The following is a 21,182-nucleotide window of genomic DNA, read 5'->3' as shown; positions in this document are numbered from 1 at the left end:
CTGCTCTTCTGATGGTACTACTCCAAGGAATAAGACTCCATATCATACCAATTCGGCCCGGTCTTACAATCTGCGATCAAGGGCACGGAGAGGGGGAAAGCGCTTTCCATTTCTTCACGGACGACTTTCGCCACTTCTTCCAGGTCCTCCGGAGCTACTTCGATCACCAATTCATCGTGGACCTGCAAAAGGAGGTTGGCCCGATAAGGTTTCAACGCTTCAGCCACTCCCAACATAGCCAGCTTCATAATATCCGCCGCCGTTCCTTGGATGGGGGTATTCATGGCAATCCGCTCTCCGAATTGACGCTGCACCCGGTTAGGATGACGCAATTCGGGAATCCGGCGCAAGCGGTTGAGCAATGTGCGGACCTGTCCTTCTTCTTTAGCCTTGACCACAATCTCTTCCAGATAACGTTTGACCCCTTCATAACGATGGAAGTATGTCTCGATATAGGTTTTGGCTTCCTTGCGGGGTACGCCCAAATCCCTGCCCAAACCAAAATCCGTCAACCCATAGATCAACCCGAAGTTAACCGCCTTAGCCTTGCGGCGCATATCCTTCGTGACTTCTGCCATAGGAATTCCAAACACTTCCGAAGCGGTACGGGTATGCACATCCTGATTCAGAGAGAAGGATTCACACAGCACTTCATCCTGAGAATAATGGGCTAAAATCCGCAGCTCAATTTGGGAATAATCCGCTGATAAAAGCACCCAGCCTTCCTGAGTCGGGGTAAAGACTTTCCGCAGTAAGCGCCCCAGTTCAAGACGGATGGGGATATTCTGCAGATTAGGCTCGGTACTGGAGAGACGACCGGTGGCGGTTACCGTCTGCTGGAAGGTTGTATGGACTCTTCCCTCATGAATCTGAGCCAGCAGGCCGTTGACATACGTAGACATGAGTTTGCTTAACTGGCGATAGTCCAGCACCCGCTCTACGATGGAATGCTGATCCCTCAACTCTTCCAAAGTATCGGCATCCGTGGAATAACCGGTCTTGGTTTTTTTCATGGGGGGAAGCCCCAGCTTTTCAAAGAGGATATGACCCAATTGCTGAGGAGAGTTAATATTGAAGGTTTCCCCCGCGTCGGCGTAGATCTCCTGCTCTAAACGCTGAAGTTCCACGGTCAGCTCCCGGCCAAATTCCTGCAGCCTTTGAACATCTACCGCAATTCCCTGCTTCTCCATCTCTGCCAGGATAGGGCTTAAGGGTTCCTCCATTTCATGGAGAAGAGCACTCAGACCAAGCTCTTCAAGGGTTTCCTTATAGGAATCTGCCACCTGAGCCAGAGCAGAAGCCTCTTCAGCCAAATTTGCGAATTCCCCTGCACCGGGGATGTATTCCTTAACCAGCTCCAGGGGCTCAAATTTGTTGCGGGTGGGGTTAATCAAATAAGCCGCCAGTCCGATATCCAAGCTGACTCCCCGCAGAATGATCTCTTCATTGAGGAGCAGGCTGTACAGCACTTTGCTGTCGGCAACCTGCTTAGGCACCTCAGAATCTTCCAGCAATTGGCTGAAAGCCAGCCGCACCTCCGGAGCTGCGTCGGTCCAATTCAGGATAAAGGACTCCCCACCGACAGCTATTCCCCAAGCGGTGATCCTCGCCCAATGGGGATTCCCTCCGGTATTAGCGCAAGTTAAAACAAGGGTTCCTTGATCAGCCTGCCATTGGGGGAACCGCGCCAACCACTCTTCGCCAGTCAGTTCACGAAGGGGCCAGGGCTTGAGGACTTCTTCCCGAGGGGTATCCTTGCCCTCTTCTCCTGCCCCATGATGTTCATGCCAGATCCGGGCCACACTTTTGAGGACATACTTATCCAAGGCCGCGGTAAAGGTCTTCTCATCCGGGCGGCGATAAACTAATCGATCCAGATCAATCTCCAGAGGTATGTCATAAAGCATGGTGGCCAGCTTCTTGCTTAAGAGGGCCTTATCCGTGTTATTGCGCAAATTCTCCTGGAGCTTCTTGCCGGAAATTTTGTCGATATTATCAAGGACATTCTCCACACTGCCGTATTCCCACAAGAGCTTCAGGGCTGTTTTTTCCCCTACTCCGGGTACACCGGGAATATTATCGGAGGCATCTCCCATCAGTCCTTTAAGATCGATGATCTGGGCAGGCCGGAGCTGATACTTTTCGTAGAGAGCTCCTTCGTCATAAGCATCCACCTCAGTGATTCCTTTACGGGTCAGATAGACCGTAGTGCGGGGAGAAATCAGCTGCAGGGCATCCCTGTCCCCGGTATAAATCTGGGTCTCCCATTCCCGTTGCTCGGCCAGGGACGTAACCGTGGCAATAATGTCGTCGGCTTCATAGCCCGGACATTCCAGAATAGGCATGGCAAAAGCAGTCAACAGTTCTTTGAGGAAATCAAACTGGGGTTTCAGCGCATCGGGAGTCTCTTTGCGCTGGGCTTTGTAATCTGCATATTGCTCTATTCTTACCGTAGCCTTGGTCTTATCAAAAGCCACCACCCAATAATCCGGTTTTTGTTCAAGCAGCAATCGCAAGAGCATGGTCATAAAGCCATGGAGAACATTGGTAGGCTTGCCATCGGCGGTCGTCATCATCGGTAAAGCATAAAAGGTCCGGTTGGCCAAACTGTTCCCATCTAATATAAGGATTTTTGACATATAAAAAAACCCCTCACTTTCCGACTTTACTATACCATACCGAAGGATACCCTGCCAAACCCTTTACCGCTTTTTCCGCCGGTCCCCTCAATTCCGTGAGGCAACAGATTATTGCTGACTGAAACTTCTTTGCTTTCTCATGGAGCTTCTATATAATTTTAAAGGACATTGTAACAAAACCCTGTTCATTTGACACTAAGCTTATGAGAGGGGGAAATCTATGGCTGATTCAGTCATGCAAAAGGTCTACGAACAGCATAAAGATGCCGTCTATGCTTATTTGTTAAGCCTTACCCATAGCAAAACCCTTTCAGAGGATTTGACCTCGGAGGTTTTTATCAGCGCCATCAAATCCCTGCCCGGGTTTAAGGGGAATTCCGATCTTAAAACCTGGCTGTTCTCTATAGCCCGCTATACATGGTATGGGCATTTAAGAAAAAGCAAAAAAGAGCTTACCCCGGAAGATTTGCTGGAAGTCTATTTTTCCGATCCGGCCGGTCTGGAATCAACACTCCTCACCCAGGAGCTGCTGGACAGGATTCATGATTTGCTGAACCGGGAGCCTGACAAAAACAGAGACATCGTTTTGATGCGGATTGAAGGCTACTCCTTTTATGAGATAGCCCGGAAGCATCAGATTTCCGAAAGCTCGGCAAGAGTCCTTGATTTTCGCACCAAGCATAAAATCAGAACGATCCTGCTCAAGGAGGGATATAGCTATGAGTAAGATTTCCTGCTCTGTCTGCCTGGACTTAATGCCTCTGGTCAAGGATGGCGTCGCCAGCGAAGACAGCCGCCTGCTGGTGCAGGAGCACCTTGCAGGCTGTGAACACTGTAACCATAGTTGGGGAGAAAAAACAGGGGCGGAGATAGAAGCAACTACTGCAATGGATGACATTGTGGTGTTAGGCAAAATCAAAAAACAAATAATCGTCTTTCTGCTCTGCATTATGTTAGCCGGAACGCTGCTGGGAATGGTCATCTCCAATGGCATGCTTATGTTTTACAATGGGCTGATCATGCCTGCCATCGGCGGCTTTGGCTATATACTGTTCAAAAGGAAAGCCTATTTTGTTCCTCTGGGCCTGTTCGCCTTTTCCTTTATCTGGGTATCCCTACGTGGACTCATCGACGGAATCCTGACTTACACCGGCATCATTGAATTGATTTCCATGTCCGCCTGGTGGTCCGCCATTCTTTCCGCTTTCAGTGCAGTTGGCGTTCTGATCGCCTGGCTTTTGCATTACGCATTTAAGAAAGAGGTGTAGAATACTATGAACATCAAGAAAATATTAGCCGGTATAACCGGCATCGGCTTAATCGTGCTGCTGTTGCTTTTTGTCAACGCCTGGGTGGGCAACCCTGTCTCCAATCTATTGGCCAAGCAAGCCGCTCAGAAATATATTGACGTCAACTACAGCAACTTAGATTTAGAAATCCAGAGCTCCAACTATAACTTCAAATTTGACGCCTACCTGGTATTTGTGCAATCGTCCCTGAGCGAAGATACCGCTTTCAGCATCTATACCGACAGCTATGGCAAGGTACTGCGTGATGACTATGAATACGAAGTGGCCAATAACTTCACCACCTACAGGCGGCTGGATGCCGAGATGCGGGAGATAGCCAAAAAGTTGATCGGCAGCAGGCTGGATTATGATTTTGACTATATTTCTTTCCAGTTTACCAAAGAGGACCATGATCTCATGAAGCTGGAACGTGACATGAAGCTGGATATCAGCCATCCTCCCCTGCCCCTCGTCGCGGACGTTGTCCTCTACAGTGAGGACCTTTCCTACAGCAAAGTCGCCGAAGTAGCAAAAGCTTTGGAAGCGATTCTAAAAGAAGAGAGCATTCCGGTCAGCCAGTACAGCGTCCGCCTCCTCCCTCTTGCCAATAAGCCTGCCAAGGAAGATCAAGCGGCCCCTTGGGTCAACTCTCTTTCCCTTTCCGATTTCCCCGCGGAGCACATGGCTGAAGACAATCTGCCCCAGGTGATGGAACAGTTTGAAGCGGACCGGGTGGCGGAGCTTAACGCCAAAGATAAAAAGTAAAAAACAAAGTGAGACACTCTGCCCATCCATTCCCTGGAGGAAGCAAAGTGTCTCCTTATTCTTAACTCTCTAAATTCAATTCCCCCATAACCTCTTTGAGCCGGGCCAAATGATAGGGTTTGCTGATTTCATCACCATGAAAATAGCAGTCCAGGACATCCGCATCCTTCACGATTTCGTCTAAAGGACTGCCCACCTTGTCCTTTTCGGAGTGGCGGATTACCGCTTGAACGACGGCTTTTTTATCCTCTTCCTTCAAAGAGGAACTCTCTAAAAAGCGCCGTACCGGCTCTTCTCCCCGGAGGGCGTGATCCCCCTGCAGTCCGGTATACCAGCGGCCAATATCATGAAGAGAACAGGCTAAGGCTGCCAGCTCCAGATCGACACCACGCTTTTGCGCCAGCAACCTGCCCACTTGAGCACAGCTCGCGGCATGGGTCCGCTCCCAGGCTATGGGATAATCCCGCTTCATTTCCTCCTGCTCTAAATTCCCCAGAAGTTCATTGATTCTCTCCATATGATTGATGAATGCCCATTTCATCTTGATCCCTCTCTTCCTTTGCCTTCCGTTGTCTTCAATATACCATACCGGGAATAACCTGCCAAACCAATCTCAGCAAGAAAAATATCGCCATGACGGATAGACAGACGGATAGATAAGACGGATACATAATAACGGGACCATTAGGTACAATAAAATCAGAAACTCCCACTAAAAGTTACAACAGGAGGTCAGCCATGTCTCTTAAGGTTTTAAACACTGAGAAAGCACCAGGGGCCATAGGGCCCTACTCCCAAGGAATTCAAGCCGGTAACCTGATCTTTACTTCCGGCCAATTGCCCTTGAATCCGACTACCGGAGAACTGACAAGCGACATTCGTTCAGCCACCAAACAATCTCTGGAGAATGTCAAAAACATCCTGGAAAGTGCCGGTTCTTCTATGGACAAGATCGTTAAGACCCTTATTTTCCTCAAGGATATGAACGATTTTGCCGAGATGAATGAAGTTTACGGCTCCTACTTCCCCACGAACCCTCCGGCCCGTTCTGCCGTACAAGTGGCGCGTCTTCCTAAAGATGCTATCATTGAAATCGAAGCGATTGCTTTAGTTTAGGTTTATGAGGTGTAAACGTTCATACAATGAAAGCTGGATAATGTACTTCGTATGACAAATAGGGATTCAGACTGTAGACAAATAGGGTATCAGAACTTAAGAATAGGTTCTGATACCCTATTTAATTGAACCCTATAATTGAGCACTATAACCCAGGAGCTATACTTTTAAGAAAACAACGAGTTTACATATTTGCCTGAGGCCTTTTATGCAAAACCGGTATTGCCGCTGCAATAAGGAGCATCCCCATAAAAGCGGGTGCGGCATGGCCCAGGGATACATAGATTTGCCCGCCAATGAGCGGCCCCATCATTCTTGCTAAGGACTGAATAGACTGGCTGCCTCCTTGAATCCTGCCTTGTTCACCGGAGGGGACAGATTTGGAGAGCATTCCATTGAAGGAAGGCCCAAAGATCGAATCGCCAAAGCCAAAGATAAACATTCCGGCAATTAGAAGAGGATAGAATACGAACAAAGCCGATGCGGCAATAAAGCTGTAGCCGATAATCTCCGCCGCCATGCCCAGCATGGCGATCTGTTGATCACTAAATTTCAGCAAAAGCTTTGGCATGATGAAACCTTGGGCAATGATGTCTTGGAGGCCCATAATGGAAAACATAAGTCCGATAAGGGCGGGCTGCCAATGGAACGTATCCAGTGTAAATTGTGAAAAAACCGCTTGCAACGATCCGTTGGGCAGCCAAAGCAAGAAGGCTGAGACGAGCAACCTGGTTAAGCTTTTCATAGAAAGAATGTTGGCAAGCTGGATGAATGGATTCAGTCTTATCAAGGAGATCTCTTGCAGCCGTTTATTCTTATCAAGACTTTCAGGCATATAGAAAAGTCCATAGACAACATTCAATAAAGTGATGACTGTTCCAAAATACATGGGTACAGAATACCCGAACTTTGCCAGCAATCCCCCCAGAGTTGGACCAATGACGGTGCCTACACCTACAACCGCACTCACCCAGCCAAAATATTTGGTTCGCTGTTGCGGAGGGATGATATCGGCAAAATAGGCGAAGATCGTGCCGATGCTTCCGCCTGTTATACCTTCGATGATGCGCCCGGCAAAAAGTACCCAAAGAGCTCCGCCGATGCCAAAAACCAAGTACCCGATTGCGGAACCCAACAGGCAGATTAAGAGCAAGGGACGGCGGCCATATCTATCGCTCAAAGCTCCCAGCACGGGGGCGGCCAAAAACACGCAGGCTGCATAAACAGAGGTCAGCAGCGTAACCGCGATCGCTTGCTCTTCCGGATTGCTGATATAAGGCTGCACTAAGAACGGGACGACAGGCGTTATGATACTGAAGCCTATTCCGCAAAGAAACACCGACATAAGGCCGAACAGCAGAGCCTTTTTATCTATAGTTTGCTCTGTATTCTGTTCATGATCTGATCCATTTTTGAACATTTATCTTCTCCCCTCAGAAGTTCCATGTTTAGAAGTTTCTTTTTTGAGTCCTAGGAAACATTGTTATAATATCACTGTTTTGTTTCCTCGTCAACAAAATAATCGCAATAAAAGGCAGCCCTCCTCGCTTGAGTTGGGCTGCCTGTGGCTTTTCCCTATGGAATTTACTCCGACTTCATATCTATCTCCAGTTTCTTTATCTCTGTATCCAAATGCCTGCTATACTTTTCCACGAAGCTCAGCATATTGTCAAATTGTTCCTCGGTCACCTGCTCGAATACGGCTTTATCCCGCTCTTGAAACTCTTTGTGCAGGTGCTCATGGGTTTTATAAACCGCTTTCCCTTGGGAAGTCAAGCGAAAATAGATTTCTTTCTTGTTATCCGGTTTCTGGTAGCTTTCGATCAAGTCTTTTTCCATAAGCTTTTTGGTTATTTTACTAATGGCACTTCTCGTCATATAAAAAGATTCCGCAAGTTTTGTCACGTTGGAATCGGCATGTCTGCCAATATATTCGATACAATGTACTTCCGAAGGCTTATAATCCTTAAGACTTGCTTCCATCTTGACTTTATTAAGCCAAACCAGCTTGTTAAATAAGTCCCTGAAGCTCATTATGACCTGTTCTTCTTTATTCATGCCGTCCCTCCTCCCCTTGGTGCATTAACCATAGTATATTAAACTTTTGTTTCCATTTCAACTATACTAAACATGATTATTGGCAGAATACCTGATAGTCAAACGAACAGATTCATATTGAATTTGACGGAGAATAGACGCAAAGGGGGTTTTGAAACGAAATAATTCATTCCAAAACCCCCTTTGGCCGACAAGACAAGGTTTATATATAGTGAGGTATGCTTGATTTCTAAGGCACCATCGGATTGACATCTTCTCCCGCTTTGGGGTCGAGGCCAATGGGTTTGAGCTTGCAGAGGAAATGGCGTAGGACCTTGGGTTCATAAACAAAATCAAGACCTTTAATCTGCTCACGGCGCTCCGCGATTTTAGCCAATCCATCCACAATAACATCCATATGCCGATCCGTATATACCCTTCTGGGGATGGTCAGGCGCATGAACTCAGCACCGGCAACTTTTTGTTTTCCGGTTTCCGGATCCCGGCCCAAAAGAAGCGAGCCAACTTCAACGGCACGAACGCCGGTTTCGATATAAAGCTCGTTGGTTAAAGCCTGGGCCGGGAATTGGTCACCCGGGATATGGGGTAAAAATTTCTTGGCATCGACGAATACGGCATGGCCGCCCACAGGCCATTGAATGGGGATACCGCGTTTCCGCAGTTCTTCGCCTAAGTATTCTACCTGGCCGATGCGGCTTTCCAGGTATTCTTCATCCAGACCTTCATAAAGCCCCACCGCTAAGGCTTCCATATCCCGGCCTGATAAGCCGCCGTAGGTCACAAAGCCTTCCATAGGCACGCAGGTGGCACTGGCCGCTTGGTAGAGTTCGGTATTGTTTTTAATACCGATAATACCGCCCATGTTGACGATCGCGTCCTTTTTGGCGCTCATGGTGAAGGCATCTCCGTAAGAGTACATTTCGGTGACGATATCCTTAATGCCGGCCCTCTCAAAGCCCTTTTCACGCTGTTTGATAAAGTAGGCGTTTTCGGCAAAACGGGCGGAGTCTATATCAACAAAGATACCGTATTTATCCGCAATCTGCTTCACAGCCCGAATATTCTCCATCGAAACCGGCTGCCCGCCGGCGGAGTTGCAGGTAATGGTGATGATGATAAAAGCAATCTCTTCTTTGCCTTTTTCTTGAATGAACTTCTCCAGCTTTTCCAGGTCGAAATTGCCTTTGAAAGGATGCTCTTTTTGGGTATCAAAGGCATCGTCGATAACCAGGTTAATGGGAACCGCACCGTTGAGCTCGATATGGGCCATGGTCGTATCGAAATGCATATTCCCCAGAACATATTGGCCTTTATGTTTAATCAGGTGAGGAAAAAGAACCTGCTCTGCCCCCCGGCCCTGGTGGGTGGGAATCGTGTATTCATATTTAAAAATATCCGCTACGGCATCTTTAACTTTGTAGAAGGATTTACTTCCGGCATAAGCCTCGTCCCCAAGCAGCATCGCCGACCATTGGCGGTCGCTCATAGCTCCTGTTCCGCTGTCCGTGAGCAAATCAATATAGACATCTTCGGCTTTCAGGGCGAAGGGATTATACCCCGCTTCCTGCAATGCCCTCTCACGCTCTTCTCTGGATATCATGCGCATGGTTTCCACCATTTTTATGCGATAAGGTTCTGCTTTTCTCACCATAACGATCCTCCTTCAGTAGTATTGGAAATTCAAAGTTATCTTCCCCTTGGCTTTCCTATTTATGACCGTCAGTTATTTCCACCCCATAGCCCAGCGGTTACTCTCTGTGGGGCGGCTTTGTTTCAGGATTACGTCTCAGAAACTTATACCCGATGTAGAGAATAATAATCCAAATGGGTCCAATATACAGGGAATAAACCATATCCGGAATATAAGCCATCAGCACCACGACCATAGCCAGAAACGCCAGCGCAATATAGTTGGAAATGGGGTAGAGAGGCATCTTGAATTGCAATTGATCCTCCCGCCCTTTTTCTGCTTCGACTTTTCTGAACCTAAGCTGGGTTACCAGGATCATGGCCCAGTTAAAGATCCCGGCAATGGTGGCGATAGAAATTAAATAGAGGAAAACCTTCCCGGGAACAAGGAAATTAAGGATAACCGCGATTAGGGTGACTGCAGAAGAGGCAAAAACCCCATTAATCGGTATGCCATTGCGGCTTACTTTGGTTAAAAACTTGGGAGCGTTTCCTTGCAGGGCTAACCCGTGCAGCATACGTCCATTACTGTAAATCCCGCTGTTATAAACAGAAAGAGCCGCTGTTAAAACAACAAAGTTTAAGATATGAGCCGCGGCGGGGATTCCGATGGCGGAGAAGATCTCCACGAAAGGGCTTCCTGAGGTTCCGATTTGATCCCAGGGATAAAGAATCATGAGGATGGTCAAGGCACCGATATAGAAGATGAGAATCCGCCAGACGACCTGGTTGATGGCTTTCGGAATGGAGCGCTTAGGATCGTCTGCTTCTGCTGCCGTAATCCCGATCAATTCAACTCCACCAAAGGAAAACATCACAATTACCAGGGATAGGAGCAGCCCCCATACACCATTAGGCAAAAAGCCTCCATGGGTCCAAAGGTTGCTGAATCCTACAGCCCCTTGTTCCCCTAAGCCAAAGAAAATCATGACCAAGCCAAAGGCAATCATCGCCAGAATCGCGACAACCTTAATCAAAGCAAACCAGAATTCGAATTCTCCGAAGGCTTCAACATTGATAAGATTGATTAAGGTGATGATCACCAGGAAAGCCAAGGCCGTTACCCACTGGGGCACATTAGGATACCAAAAGTTGATATACACTCCCACAACGGTTAACTCAGCCATACTGACGGCTATGTAGTTAAACCAATAGTTCCACCCGGAAAAGAATCCGGGGAAGTCACCCAGATATTTATAGGCAAAGTATGAAAAAGCGCCGGCAACGGGCTGATCGACACACATCTCTCCTAATGCCCTGACAATAAAAAAAATGGCCGTGCCGCCCAGGAGGTAGGACACGATAATCGCCGGACCGACCAACTGAATCGTCGTCGCCGAACCATAAAACAATCCGGTTCCAATCGCACCACCGAGGGCGATCATCTGAATATGCCTGTTCTTGAGACCGCGGTGCAGTTCCACATGATGATCTTTTTCTGAACTCATTTTACATCCCCTTTCTTAAACACAGAGTCGAATCCAAACTTATATTAACCTTTATCTTGTTTTTAAATACACCTGAAGCGTTGCCTGCCATTGTTTAGAAATTAAAAAATCACCCCCATGATGAAGATGAGGATGACTTCATTTTTAGATCATTTTTATAATCGCAATCCGGCCTAAATACCGAATTCCTTGGCATAGGTTACAGCGCCTTTGATCGGCTTGGCATTTTCCTGCAATTTAATGGCCATAAAATTCTCATCAGGCATTCCGACAGGAACCTCAATCCCTAATCCTCTGGCAGGACGATAACCTGAACGCGGGTAATATTGCTCACTCCCCAAAACAAGTGAATACTGGTATCCTAATGCTTGGGCGGCCTTGTGACCTTCTGCAATAAGGGCGGTGCCAATTCCTTGTTGCTGATACTCAGGCAATACGGATAAAGGCGCTAAAATAAGCACTGTATCCTGACCAACTTTCCCTTCTGTAAACATGATATGCCCGGCAATTCTGCCATCAATCTCCGCGACTAATGATAAACCCGGTACAAATGCCCCACTGTTTCTTAAAGCGGTCACTAAATTTTGCTCGTTCCCGTCGCTGTGTTCTATTGTTGAAAAAGCTGTTTTTACAAGGTCATATATCTGAGCATAGTCTTCCTTTGTTTCTTGTCTGATTAGCATTAACTTGCCTCCTTATTCTTGCAGGACACCACTCATCCCAACATACAATTCTACCGCCTATAACTATACCAGAAAACATGCATAAAGCCAGCTGCTTTCAATAATGCTATGAGGGTCGTTACCCGGCCATCACTTGAAAACCTGGCTGCTCCCGAAGGCTGTGACTCTGTTTTTCCCTGCGTTCTTTGAAGCGTATAGGTTTTCATCTGCTTCAGCAATAATAGCATCGATAGTCATTCCGGCCATTTTTTTAGTTGAAAACTCTGCGACTCCCACGCTGAATGTAGGTGAAAAGCCGAGTTCGTTCATACAGGCAGTGCGAAATGAGGTTGAAATTCGCTGCAGAGCTTTGATTACAAGCCGGGAAACCATATCAGGAAAGATCAGCATAAACTCTTCACCGCCAAACCTTCCTACAATGTCCTGTTTGCGTGTGTTTGTGAAGGCCACGGAGCAGAACAGGTTGAGAACCCTGTCCCCTGTCAAGTGACCATACCGATCATTTACTAATTTAAAATCGTCAATGTCGATCATGGCCACTGTCAGACCTTCCTTTCCGGTGGTGAGATTCTTTAGTGAGTTAATAAGAGCATATTTATTCATTGCTCCTGTCGCAGCATCCAGCGAAAGCAGGTTTTTGAGCAATTCCTCATATTCCATTTGGGTTGTGATATCTACGAAAGACAGTATGCCAAGCACTTCATCATCTGTTTCAACACGTGATGCGCTTACCTTAAACCACTTCTTCCGATTGGTCCCATCAATTATGAAATCGTGTTCGACAACCGTTTCCAGGATGTTGGCGCCTTCCAGCATGGCCGTACTGAGAACTTTGCGCAGGCCGCAATCATGGCAATGGCCGCCCTCGCCACAGCTTTTCCCGGTCAAATATATATCAGAACATTGGAATGCGTTACCGAGCATGCGCTCATGAAAGTCCTGGGGGTCAATATTGAAGGTTGCAAGCATATAGTTATTAATCCTTTTTAAAGATGTATCTTCGTTCACAACAACCAGCCCGATCGGACTGTTCTCAAACACCACCCGAAACAAATGGGGTGAAATATTACCATTTAACATTTTATGGTTCACTCCTTTTTGAGCTCAAGCTTTCCGATGGTGCTTCCATAATGGCATCCCTTCTATTCAAAAGGAACCGGCGGTGGGATTTTCTGCTTCCCGCCGCCGGTTCCTTTTCGGATTATTTCCGGATTCTCTCTCTGGAGTTTTGCTTACGCAGGAGGAAATCGGCGGTGAAGAGAGCTGCAAATACTACGGAGAAATAGAGTAATCATGATGCTCTGATTTCCATTAACTATATCAGAGCTTGCTGAACATATTCTGAACATGTAATCATAGAGGGGTTTGCTTTCTAGTAAGAAGCAAACCCCTCTATTAGATTACTCAAGAAAGCGCCGGAATGGGTATGATAATTTCCATACGCTGTTGGACAATTCCTGAATAGATGTGACGAGCACCAGAATTATCTTTCCCTTCTTTTTTGCGTATGGGGAGCGTCCACGATTTGCTATCTTTCATAGACTCCATACTTCAGGATATCCACATACTTCGCAAACAGCTCGGCATAGCGTACGATATTCTTATTGATCTCATCCTTGATGATGGTGTTCAGATCCTTGCCCTTCAAATCATTGGTGATTAACTGGCCCACATAATAGGAAACCATATGCAGCAGATCGTCCACCAAGTGAATATCGATGCCCGGCCGGAAACCCTCGTTGTTCATATGCCGGAACAGACTGTCGTGAGCCTGGTTATGCCTGGCGTCGATCTCTTCTTTGAGCTCCGCCGGCGTATTGACAAAGGCCTGCAGCATAAATAAAAAGAGCTCTGGTTTTTTCTGCATCAATTCTTTATAGTACTCACCCAGATTATCGAAGACATTGATATTGATAACCGGGCCGCCCGCGTATTCCTCAAAATAATCCTGTATAAAAAACTCCATGATATACTCGACAAGATAAAGATAGAGATTCTTTTTATTTTTAAAGTAAAGGAACAATACGCCTTTGGAAATTCCCAGCCGTTTGACAATGGTATTGGTGGAAGCGTTTTGATAGCCGTTTTCAATAAATTCTTCGATACAAACCTGGATAATTTGCTCCTTTTTACCGTCCGGCAGCTTCTCGAAGGTTTCATACATGAGGTTCAGCTTTCCTTTCTGTCAGCGATTCATTTCGTCCATTTTATCATAATTTGTGCTTATTGTAATGGACTCAGGATCCGCGTTCCTTCTTCGATGCTGTTATCAGGGGCGGACAATACCGTCTCCCCCTCCTGCAGTCCCTCTGTGATTTCGCACAAGGACTCATTTTGAATTCCCCTTTGCACCGCCCGCAGGGCAGCCTTTCCCTCTTCGACGGTGAAGACGCAGCTTTGGCCCCGGTAGTCGAATACGGCGCCGGCGGGCACGATAACCACGCCGCTCTTTGTTTCGGTAATGACCCTGACATCCACCTCAGACCCCGGCAGCAAAGCAACCTGGGCATCGAGAGGCTTGATGGTTACGGTGACCTTCTTCTGCTTGACGCCAAGAGAGGATACTTCATCCTCAGCAGTGGGTGCGATCTTGACCACAGTTCCCGCCAGCGTCTGCTGCTCTTTCGTGCGGACGGTAAGGGTAGCTTTGTTCCCGACTTGGATGCTGGCGGCATCTTCGGCCAGGATTTTGGCTTGGATCTCCAGGTTTTCCGTATCGCCGATGACAAAGGCCACTGTTCCAGGCACGCCGAAGGCATTGACTTCGACCCTTTTTTGCAGAATGGTGCCCTTGAGCGGCGCCAGAACCTGCTGCTTGCTCAGGGCCAGGGAGCTGGTGGCCACGCTCAGTTCAGCCTGTTCCAGCGCCGCCTGATTGCCGGACCGGACTGCTTCGGCACTCTTTAAGGCAGCTTCCTTCTGGGTTAGTTCCCACTCACTGGCTGCTCCTGCCTCGGCCAGGGACCTGGTGTTGTCATAATCCTTCAGCGCCATGGTATAGGCTTCCTCTCCGGCAGCAGATTGGGCTTTGGCTTGATTCAGCAGTTCTGCCGCATTTTTCAGGGAAATTTCCAACTGCTCCCGATCCATGCTCAGAAGCAGATCTCCTTTTTGGACCTGCTGACCTGTTTCGACGGCAATGCGCTTGATCAGCCCGCTTCCTTCCAGATAAACCGTCGCGGAGTCGCTGCACTTCACTTCGCCGGTCTCTTCTACATATTTTTGGATATCGCCGAGCTTGGCGGGTGCTGTTTCCGCCGGCGTGCCCCGATTGGAGAGGGTCCAGCCCAGGCCTGCCGCCAGCACGAGCAGGATACCGATGACCCAGAGCAGCTTTTTAGTCAATCTCATGTTCCGTTTATCGTTCTTCACTTTCTGCAAATCCGTTGGAATGTTCATCTTTTTCAACCTCCTTACCTCGTTGGCACCTTCATTCGGCGCTTTTCAGGGATTCGACCATATCGATGGCGGTTATTTTGTTTCTGAGCAGCCAATTGGCGATTGCCGTGAAGGCAATAATCAGGGCGGCAGCGAGCAGGTAATTGGCCGGCTCCATCACCATCGGCAGCTGCATGGTCTCCGTGGCCTGGGTATCGATGGCCACCTCGGCAATAAACCTGCCCAGAGGGGCACCGATCAGTATCCCGAAGGCGCTGATAAAGAAATTTTCGTTGAATACCAGGCTCTTCAGTTCTGCGGAAGTGAAGCCGAGTACGGAAAGTGTGGCAATCTCTCTCCGGCGTTCAAAGATATTGATATTCGTAATGTTGTAGATCACGGCGATGGTTAATATACTAGCCCCGAACAGCATGAAAAAGATGATACTGTTCATGGATTGGAGCTGCTTGTTGGTATTGGCGACCACTTCCGCTTTGGACTGGATCGTATTGATCGTCAAAATATCTTCCAGTTTTGCCGTCACTTCTTTTTCATATTGCCCGTCGTCCAGCTTAATATGGGCCCCATTGACCACCGCGCCTTCATCCAACAGATAATCGATATAATCCATACTGCAAACCGCGCTCTGTCCGATAAACTGCGACGTTTCACCCTTCACGACCACCGTTTTTTTATCCCTGTCCGTGTTCTTGCCCGGATAATAAGAGCGAAGTGTCACCCGGTCGCCCGTCTGCAGGCCCAGAGTTTCCATGAGCCGGGCGGGCAGGAGGACCCCGTCCGACGGCAGAATCGCCGCTTTCCCCTTCCGATCATAGACACCGTATAATTGGGCTTCCCGGTCCAGCGCCAGGACGCCAATATCTTTCTTCTTCCAGCCATAGGTAAGTTCCATTCCGGTCTCCAGCACCGGTTCGACAGACTTTACGTGAGCCAGGTTTCTGATAGTGCTGAGCTCATCGACCGCCAGCATTTGCGTAAAATTGATTTTCAGATCAAACTTCTGAATTTCTTCATACTGCATGGCCATCAGGTTGCCCATGGAGCTCCGGAAGGCCAGGGCGATGAGCAATAAGGCCATGGAAAAGATGACCCCGACGGAGGCCAGGGCTGAGCGCCGCTTATACCTGAACAGGTTGCGGAAGATGATCTTCCAGCTGAAATTAAGGCGCTGCCAAAAGAAGCCGAGGTTTTCCAGCAGCGTCTTTCTGCCGGAAGCGGGCGGTTTCGGCCGCATGGACTCCGCCGGTACCAGGCGCAGCTCCTTGCGGCAGGCATTATATCCGGCGAATACGCAGAAGAACAAGGCTGTAAGCGAAGCCGGCACCACCATGGCCAGCTGGACGGACGAATTCTCCGTCGGCAGATTGTAAAAGCTGTTGAATATGCCGAGCAGAGCTTCGCCGATGAAGAATAACCCGATCAGGGAGCCCAGAATGCTCCCCAGGATCCCCACCAGCAGCGGATAGGTCTGGTAATGCAGCATAATGTCCCAATCGCTGTAACCCAGCGCCTTGAATACGCCCATCAATGTCCGCTGGTTTTCAATCATGCGGGTCATAGTAATATAGATGATGACCGCAGAGGCGATAAAGAACAGCATAGGGAAAATCGCCGCCATGGATTGCAGTCCCGTTTCATCCGAGTGAAACATACTGTAGCTGATCTGATCTTTTTTCTCGACGGTGCTTACCAGGCCGTAAGGAGCCAGCATCTTTTCCAGCTCAGCCTTGACCTTTTTGCTGTCGCCGTCTTTGGTCAGGAGAACGCTGATATCGTTTACCGAGCCTTTGTAATCGAGGATGGTCTGCAAATAGGAGGCTTGAACATAAATAACACCGAACTTTTCATGATCGGGGAACACCTCCGTGGCATCGCGGATTTCATACATGTATTCAGGACCTTTAACCGTTCCCACAATGGAAAGCTTTACCCGTTCCCCGTTCACAATGGGCTCGATGGTCTGGCCGATCACCAGGTGATTGGCCTTGAAGAAATCCTCGGATACAAGGCATTGGTTGGCCGCATCGGCCGAAAAATAGCTGCCTGCTTTGAGCATGATGTCGTTGACAACAGCCCGTTTTTGGTCGGGAAGGGAAATCAGTCTGACCACAGCGTTCCTGTCTTCCATAAAAATCCGGACATCCTGCAAGACCCTTCCCTCCGCCATTTTGACTCCGGGAATCGCCCTTACCCGCTCGACTACCCCTTCCGGCGCCCGGTAAACCGTACTCGACAAATCGGCCAGTCTATATTCCGTGAAGTACTTCTGCCCCGCTCCGGAAAAGATGTCCAGTGCCGAATACAGGCCCGTATAGAACATGACTCCGATGATCACCACCGCCAGGACCGATATAAACTGCCCTTTGGCCTCCTTCAGATCCCGCAAGGATTTTTTCAGGAAGATCACCATTACCATTCAATCCTTTCAATGGGCAGAGGATTCCGGTTGATTTCAACGGCTTCCACTCTGCCGTTTTTTATTTTGATCACCTTATCCGCCATCTGGGCAATGGAACTGTTGTGGGTAATGATCATCACCGTTTTCTGAAAGTTGCGGCTCACATCGTGGAGCAGTTTGAGAATCGCTTTGCCGGTGACATAGTCCAACGCGCCCGTCGGTTCGTCGCATAAAAGCAAGGTGGGATTTTTGGCCACCGCTCTGGCGATGGAGACGCGTTGCTGCTCTCCGCCGGAAAGCTGGGCCGGGAAATTTTGCATCCGATCCCCGAGACCGACGCTTTCCAGAATCGCGGCCGCTTGCAGCGGCTCGTCGCTGATCTGTGCCGCGATCTCGACGTTTTCCAGAGCAGTGAGATTGGGCATTAGATTATAGAATTGAAAAATAAAGCCAATGCACTTTCTCCGGTATAAGGTAAGCTCGTTGCGGTTGAACTGCGTAATATCCTGGCCGTTGACCACCACCTCGCCGGAGGTGGCGCTGTCCATACCGCCTAAAATATTGAGCACAGTGCTTTTGCCTGCGCCGCTGGGCCCGAGAACCACCACCAGTTCGCCCTGCCCGACCTCAAAAGAAATTCCGTCTGCAGCCCTGATCCTGATTTCACCCATGATATATTCTTTTACTACTTCCGTAAGCCTGATCATCGGTTCCATTTCCCGCCCTCCTCTATGGAAACATCCTGTTCGGCTGGATTCAGTCCAGCAGGCAAAAGTTAGTTTGTTCGAACTTCCGACCCTATGATTTATTGTAAGAGATCTTTTTCCACTTGTAAATGACCATATGGTCATTATTTAATTATTTTTTAACTGTATATGTTATGGCGCACTTCGGGGCACACCCGGCCGCCGGATCTCCCAACCGATGATCAGGGCTGATCGCGGTAACGGTTTGAGCGTCTTAGCGGCAAACAAAAAAACGGCCTGAACGAAGATCCATCGTTCAAACCGTTGCGATGATTAAACTGATTAGCTTTTGCTTTGACTCCTTCTTCTTGCTTTAAGCGCTGATTCTATGGGCCCGACAACACATATGCAACCATATTTTCTATAATACCAGGTGCAGGCTTTTCGCCGTCAACAATAATTGCGTTAATATATTGCAGCACCTCTTTATGCGATGATGTCTGATAGTGTTATTGTTACCGTAGTTCCTCCTCCTTCTGTGCTCTGTATATCAAGCTGTGCGTCTTGCCAACTTTTTACACGCCTGCTTACATTGAAAAAGCCGACTCCTTCCTTTGACGATTCGCTGTTCTTTAATTTATTGAGCTGCTCCGCCCCCATTCCTATCCCTGTGTCACTGATCTTTATGATAATAGTCCCTTCGCTCTTTTGCGCTGATATAAGGACGGTTCCACCGGCAGCTTTTTTGCACAGCCCGTGCTTTATCGCGTTTTCCACCAAAGGCTGAAGGCAAAACGAAGGTATTTCCATGCTTAGCAGCTCCGGTTCAATCGTATATTCAATACTGATTTGCCCGCCGAAACGGGCTTTTTCTATTGCAACATAAGCCTTAATCAATTCGATTTCTCTCTCTAAGGATACCAGCATTGATTTATGGTCGACGTCAAAAACAAGCCTTAAATATTTACTGAAATTGATAAGCAGACTCGCTGCCCTTTCGCTGTCCGTGTGGCAAAACGATACCATCGTGTTGATAGCGTTATACAAAAAATGAGGCTTGATCTGCGCCTGCAGAAAAGCGAGCTCATTTTTAGCCGCTTCTTCATGGGAACTGGTAATCGCCGCGAAATTATCGTGATAGTGCTGTATCAGCATTTTCGCCATTAAATATGAGCCAACGAACATTAAGCAGGTAATGAATATCTGCATAACCATACGGCTGTCCATGTTCCCGGTGACATACATTTTAACGCCAAACAGCATAAGTGAAAGCATACTCGCCAGAAAAACCCAACGGGTTATCTTTACTTTTGAAAAAATTGCCGAAATAAATATGGAAAGCATGAAGGTGCATAGTAAAACCACTGCAATCTCATGAGCCATAATCAGGTAGAAGGAATAGATTACTAGGATAAAGCTGCACAAATACTCTTTGGCCTGAATCGGAACCCGAGCAGAGCGAACCAATAAATCGGCTAGTAAATTCAGGGCACAAGTACCTATCGTGGGCGCAATGATAAAGTATTTCAAATAAATGTCGGGAGGATTGACAAGGTAATCTCTTGCCCCAAAGTACCAGGCGACATGGGCGAAGGCCATTAGAGCAACGCAAATGTACCCGATATTTACGATATAGCGGCACCATTTAATTGAATCCATGGGTGTTTTGATTTTATATGCGGCGTCTCTGTGCATAACTGCCCTTTTTAACATAGAACATCTCGCCCCTCAAACCTTATTCCTTTGCTCGTCAGAAATAATCTCCAGGATATCGCTAATATTACATTTTAAGATAGTACATAGTTTCCTGTACAAAAAAGATATAACTCCCCTTTGCCGGAAAATTATACCTTTCTGGAAAAATAGTGAACAAAGATTTTTGAGATTAATCCGAGTCCAAGCTATGCAACCATCCAACAGATACTTTGGAAATTTTTGCATTTCCCATGTCGTTACTTAGATCTTTCCCATGCATTTGTTTGGCTGCTTTTTTGCAGCTTCAACTTGTATTCATCATTTCCACTGTAAAAATATATTTCATCGCAATATGGGGATAACTCAACTTGAAATTCATTTTTAGCGCCTATATTACTGTTCAATCCGTATGTTGAATAAAAGGTAATGCGTTTTTTATTGCCGTCTTCACTGGTTTTAAGCGTTCTTACATACCCCATACTACTTGCTACCCCCACTTTTAGGGTTATCATCTTGCCATCTTCGGATAGTGAGTAATCAACCAGCATAACACTTGCCATTTTTCCCCCAGTAGATAAAAACAGCAATCCGATTACTATGATTATTGTAAGTACAGCAATAACTCCTAGTTTCTTTTTCATAGAAACTTCTCCTTAGATTTATCTCGTGAAAATCATATCAAACCCGCGTTTGCGATTCCTGTTCTAAGCATGGGAGCAATAATTTATAATTATTTTAACACTTAGGGAAACAAAAAGAAACCGATAAATTTCCTGCCGAAATTATCGGTTTCTTTGGCATCATGATGAAAAAAGTTTTTAACGATCGTTTGATCTTTAAATTGAATTTATATGTAAATAAGTCATTATCCTAAATTACATCAAGTATCATCTGAATATGAGGAATTCCATCCTCAAGGAATTCTTCCGAAACCTGCTTAAATCCTTGCTGTTCATAGAACTCTTTGGCATATGTCTGTGCTTCTATTTTTATAGCAGCTGCCCCTAACCTATTCTTGGCAAACTTTATTCCTTCTGAGAGGATTCTGCTGCCTATGCCACACCGTCTTTTCACAGCGATCACTCTGCCGATTGATACCTCATTAAAGGAGACGCCCTTATCAACAACTCGTAAATATGCCTGGATTCCGCAATCATCCTTCAGATATATGTGAAATGATTGTTTGTCTTTACCGTCGATCTCCTGATAAGGACAATTCTGTTCAACAACAAACACTGCAACTCTTATTTTAAGAATCTCATACAATTCCTCGGCCGTCAGCTCTTCAAATCTTTTTACTATAAGTTCCATTATTAC

General features: G+C 47.2%; 19 protein-coding genes. 4 read left to right on the top strand and 15 right to left on the bottom strand.

The window, feature by feature from the left end; translation table 11 throughout:
* Positions 1-17: 17 nt before the first annotated feature.
* Positions 18-2,639 carry a DNA polymerase I gene (polA, locus tag DHAF_RS12235; RefSeq protein WP_005816816.1) on the bottom strand — a complete coding sequence of 874 codons (2,622 nt, stop codon included), beginning with the start codon at positions 2,637-2,639 and terminating at the stop codon, positions 18-20.
* Positions 2,640-2,859: 220 nt separating this feature from the next.
* On the opposite strand from polA, the gene DHAF_RS12230 reads away from it, so the two are divergent.
* Genes DHAF_RS12230 through DHAF_RS12220 form a run of 3 tightly spaced genes read left to right on the top strand, consistent with a single transcriptional unit; the run spans position 2,860 to position 4,693 of the window.
* Positions 2,860-3,366, top strand: coding sequence for an RNA polymerase sigma factor (locus DHAF_RS12230; RefSeq protein WP_005816820.1), 507 nt, complete (start codon positions 2,860-2,862; stop codon positions 3,364-3,366).
* The gene (locus tag DHAF_RS12225; protein WP_015944050.1) at positions 3,359-3,907 is read left to right on the top strand and encodes a zf-HC2 domain-containing protein; all 549 of its coding nucleotides are present in this window, start codon (positions 3,359-3,361) and stop codon (positions 3,905-3,907) included. Before DHAF_RS12230 ends, DHAF_RS12225 begins: the two co-directional genes overlap by 8 nt.
* A gap of 6 nt (positions 3,908-3,913) precedes the next feature.
* Positions 3,914-4,693 carry a YfjL-like protein gene (locus tag DHAF_RS12220; RefSeq protein WP_005816824.1) on the top strand — a complete coding sequence of 260 codons (780 nt, stop codon included), beginning with the start codon at positions 3,914-3,916 and terminating at the stop codon, positions 4,691-4,693.
* Positions 4,694-4,754: 61 nt separating this feature from the next.
* On the opposite strand, the gene DHAF_RS12215 is transcribed toward DHAF_RS12220, so the two are convergent.
* A complete protein-coding gene (locus DHAF_RS12215) occupies positions 4,755-5,234 on the bottom strand; it encodes an HD domain-containing protein (protein WP_005816826.1) in 480 nt (159 codons plus the stop codon).
* A gap of 197 nt (positions 5,235-5,431) precedes the next feature.
* Between DHAF_RS12215 and DHAF_RS12210 the strand changes: the two genes are divergently transcribed.
* Entirely contained in the window at positions 5,432-5,809 is a 378-nt protein-coding gene (locus DHAF_RS12210) for a RidA family protein (RefSeq protein WP_005816830.1), read from the top strand.
* 184 nt (positions 5,810-5,993) lie between these two features.
* Here DHAF_RS12210 and DHAF_RS12205 read toward each other — a convergent pair whose 3' ends face one another.
* The 13 genes from DHAF_RS12205 to DHAF_RS12145 form a co-directional block, all read right to left on the bottom strand.
* Positions 5,994-7,229 carry an MFS transporter gene (locus DHAF_RS12205; protein ID WP_005816831.1) on the bottom strand — a complete coding sequence of 412 codons (1,236 nt, stop codon included), beginning with the start codon at positions 7,227-7,229 and terminating at the stop codon, positions 5,994-5,996.
* A 164-nt stretch (positions 7,230-7,393) separates the two neighbouring features.
* The gene (locus DHAF_RS12200) at positions 7,394-7,867 is read right to left on the bottom strand and encodes a MarR family transcriptional regulator (RefSeq protein ID WP_005816833.1); all 474 of its coding nucleotides are present in this window, start codon (positions 7,865-7,867) and stop codon (positions 7,394-7,396) included.
* Positions 7,868-8,096: 229 nt separating this feature from the next.
* A complete protein-coding gene (locus tag DHAF_RS12195) occupies positions 8,097-9,518 on the bottom strand; it encodes a tryptophanase (RefSeq protein WP_005816836.1) in 1,422 nt (473 codons plus the stop codon).
* A gap of 97 nt (positions 9,519-9,615) precedes the next feature.
* Positions 9,616-11,004 (bottom strand): amino acid permease, encoded by a 1,389-nt coding sequence (locus DHAF_RS12190; protein ID WP_005816838.1) that lies wholly within the window; start codon positions 11,002-11,004, stop codon positions 9,616-9,618.
* A gap of 173 nt (positions 11,005-11,177) precedes the next feature.
* Positions 11,178-11,687 (bottom strand): GNAT family N-acetyltransferase, encoded by a 510-nt coding sequence (locus DHAF_RS12185; RefSeq protein WP_015944049.1) that lies wholly within the window; start codon positions 11,685-11,687, stop codon positions 11,178-11,180.
* 129 nt (positions 11,688-11,816) lie between these two features.
* On the bottom strand, positions 11,817-12,767 hold the full coding sequence (locus DHAF_RS12180; protein WP_005816842.1) for a sensor domain-containing diguanylate cyclase: 951 nt from the start codon (positions 12,765-12,767) through the stop codon (positions 11,817-11,819).
* A 448-nt stretch (positions 12,768-13,215) separates the two neighbouring features.
* Complete coding sequence (locus DHAF_RS12175) at positions 13,216-13,851, bottom strand: TetR/AcrR family transcriptional regulator (protein WP_005816849.1); 636 nt, start codon at positions 13,849-13,851, stop codon at positions 13,216-13,218.
* A gap of 59 nt (positions 13,852-13,910) precedes the next feature.
* Positions 13,911-15,086, bottom strand: a complete 1,176-nt coding sequence (locus DHAF_RS12170; protein WP_015944048.1) for an efflux RND transporter periplasmic adaptor subunit — start codon at positions 15,084-15,086, stop codon at positions 13,911-13,913.
* Positions 15,087-15,117: 31 nt separating this feature from the next.
* A complete protein-coding gene (locus tag DHAF_RS12165) occupies positions 15,118-17,496 on the bottom strand; it encodes an ABC transporter permease (protein WP_015944047.1) in 2,379 nt (792 codons plus the stop codon).
* On the bottom strand, positions 17,496-18,200 hold the full coding sequence (locus DHAF_RS12160; RefSeq protein ID WP_005816854.1) for an ABC transporter ATP-binding protein: 705 nt from the start codon (positions 18,198-18,200) through the stop codon (positions 17,496-17,498). The genes DHAF_RS12165 and DHAF_RS12160 overlap by 1 nt, the downstream gene beginning before the upstream one ends.
* A 456-nt stretch (positions 18,201-18,656) precedes the next feature.
* A complete protein-coding gene (locus DHAF_RS12155) occupies positions 18,657-19,883 on the bottom strand; it encodes a sensor histidine kinase (RefSeq protein WP_005816856.1) in 1,227 nt (408 codons plus the stop codon).
* Positions 19,884-20,122: 239 nt separating this feature from the next.
* Complete coding sequence (locus DHAF_RS12150; RefSeq protein ID WP_005816859.1) at positions 20,123-20,506, bottom strand: YxeA family protein; 384 nt, start codon at positions 20,504-20,506, stop codon at positions 20,123-20,125.
* Between the two features lie 229 nt (positions 20,507-20,735).
* Positions 20,736-21,176, bottom strand: a complete 441-nt coding sequence (locus DHAF_RS12145) for a GNAT family N-acetyltransferase (protein ID WP_015944046.1) — start codon at positions 21,174-21,176, stop codon at positions 20,736-20,738.
* Positions 21,177-21,182: the final 6 nt, after the last annotated feature.

The sequence above is a fragment of the Desulfitobacterium hafniense DCB-2 genome, assembly GCF_000021925.1.
Taxonomy (GTDB): Bacteria; Bacillota; Desulfitobacteriia; order Desulfitobacteriales; family Desulfitobacteriaceae; genus Desulfitobacterium; species Desulfitobacterium hafniense.
Note: the sequence above shows the minus strand (reverse complement) of the source record. Positions and strands in the feature narration are given on the sequence as shown.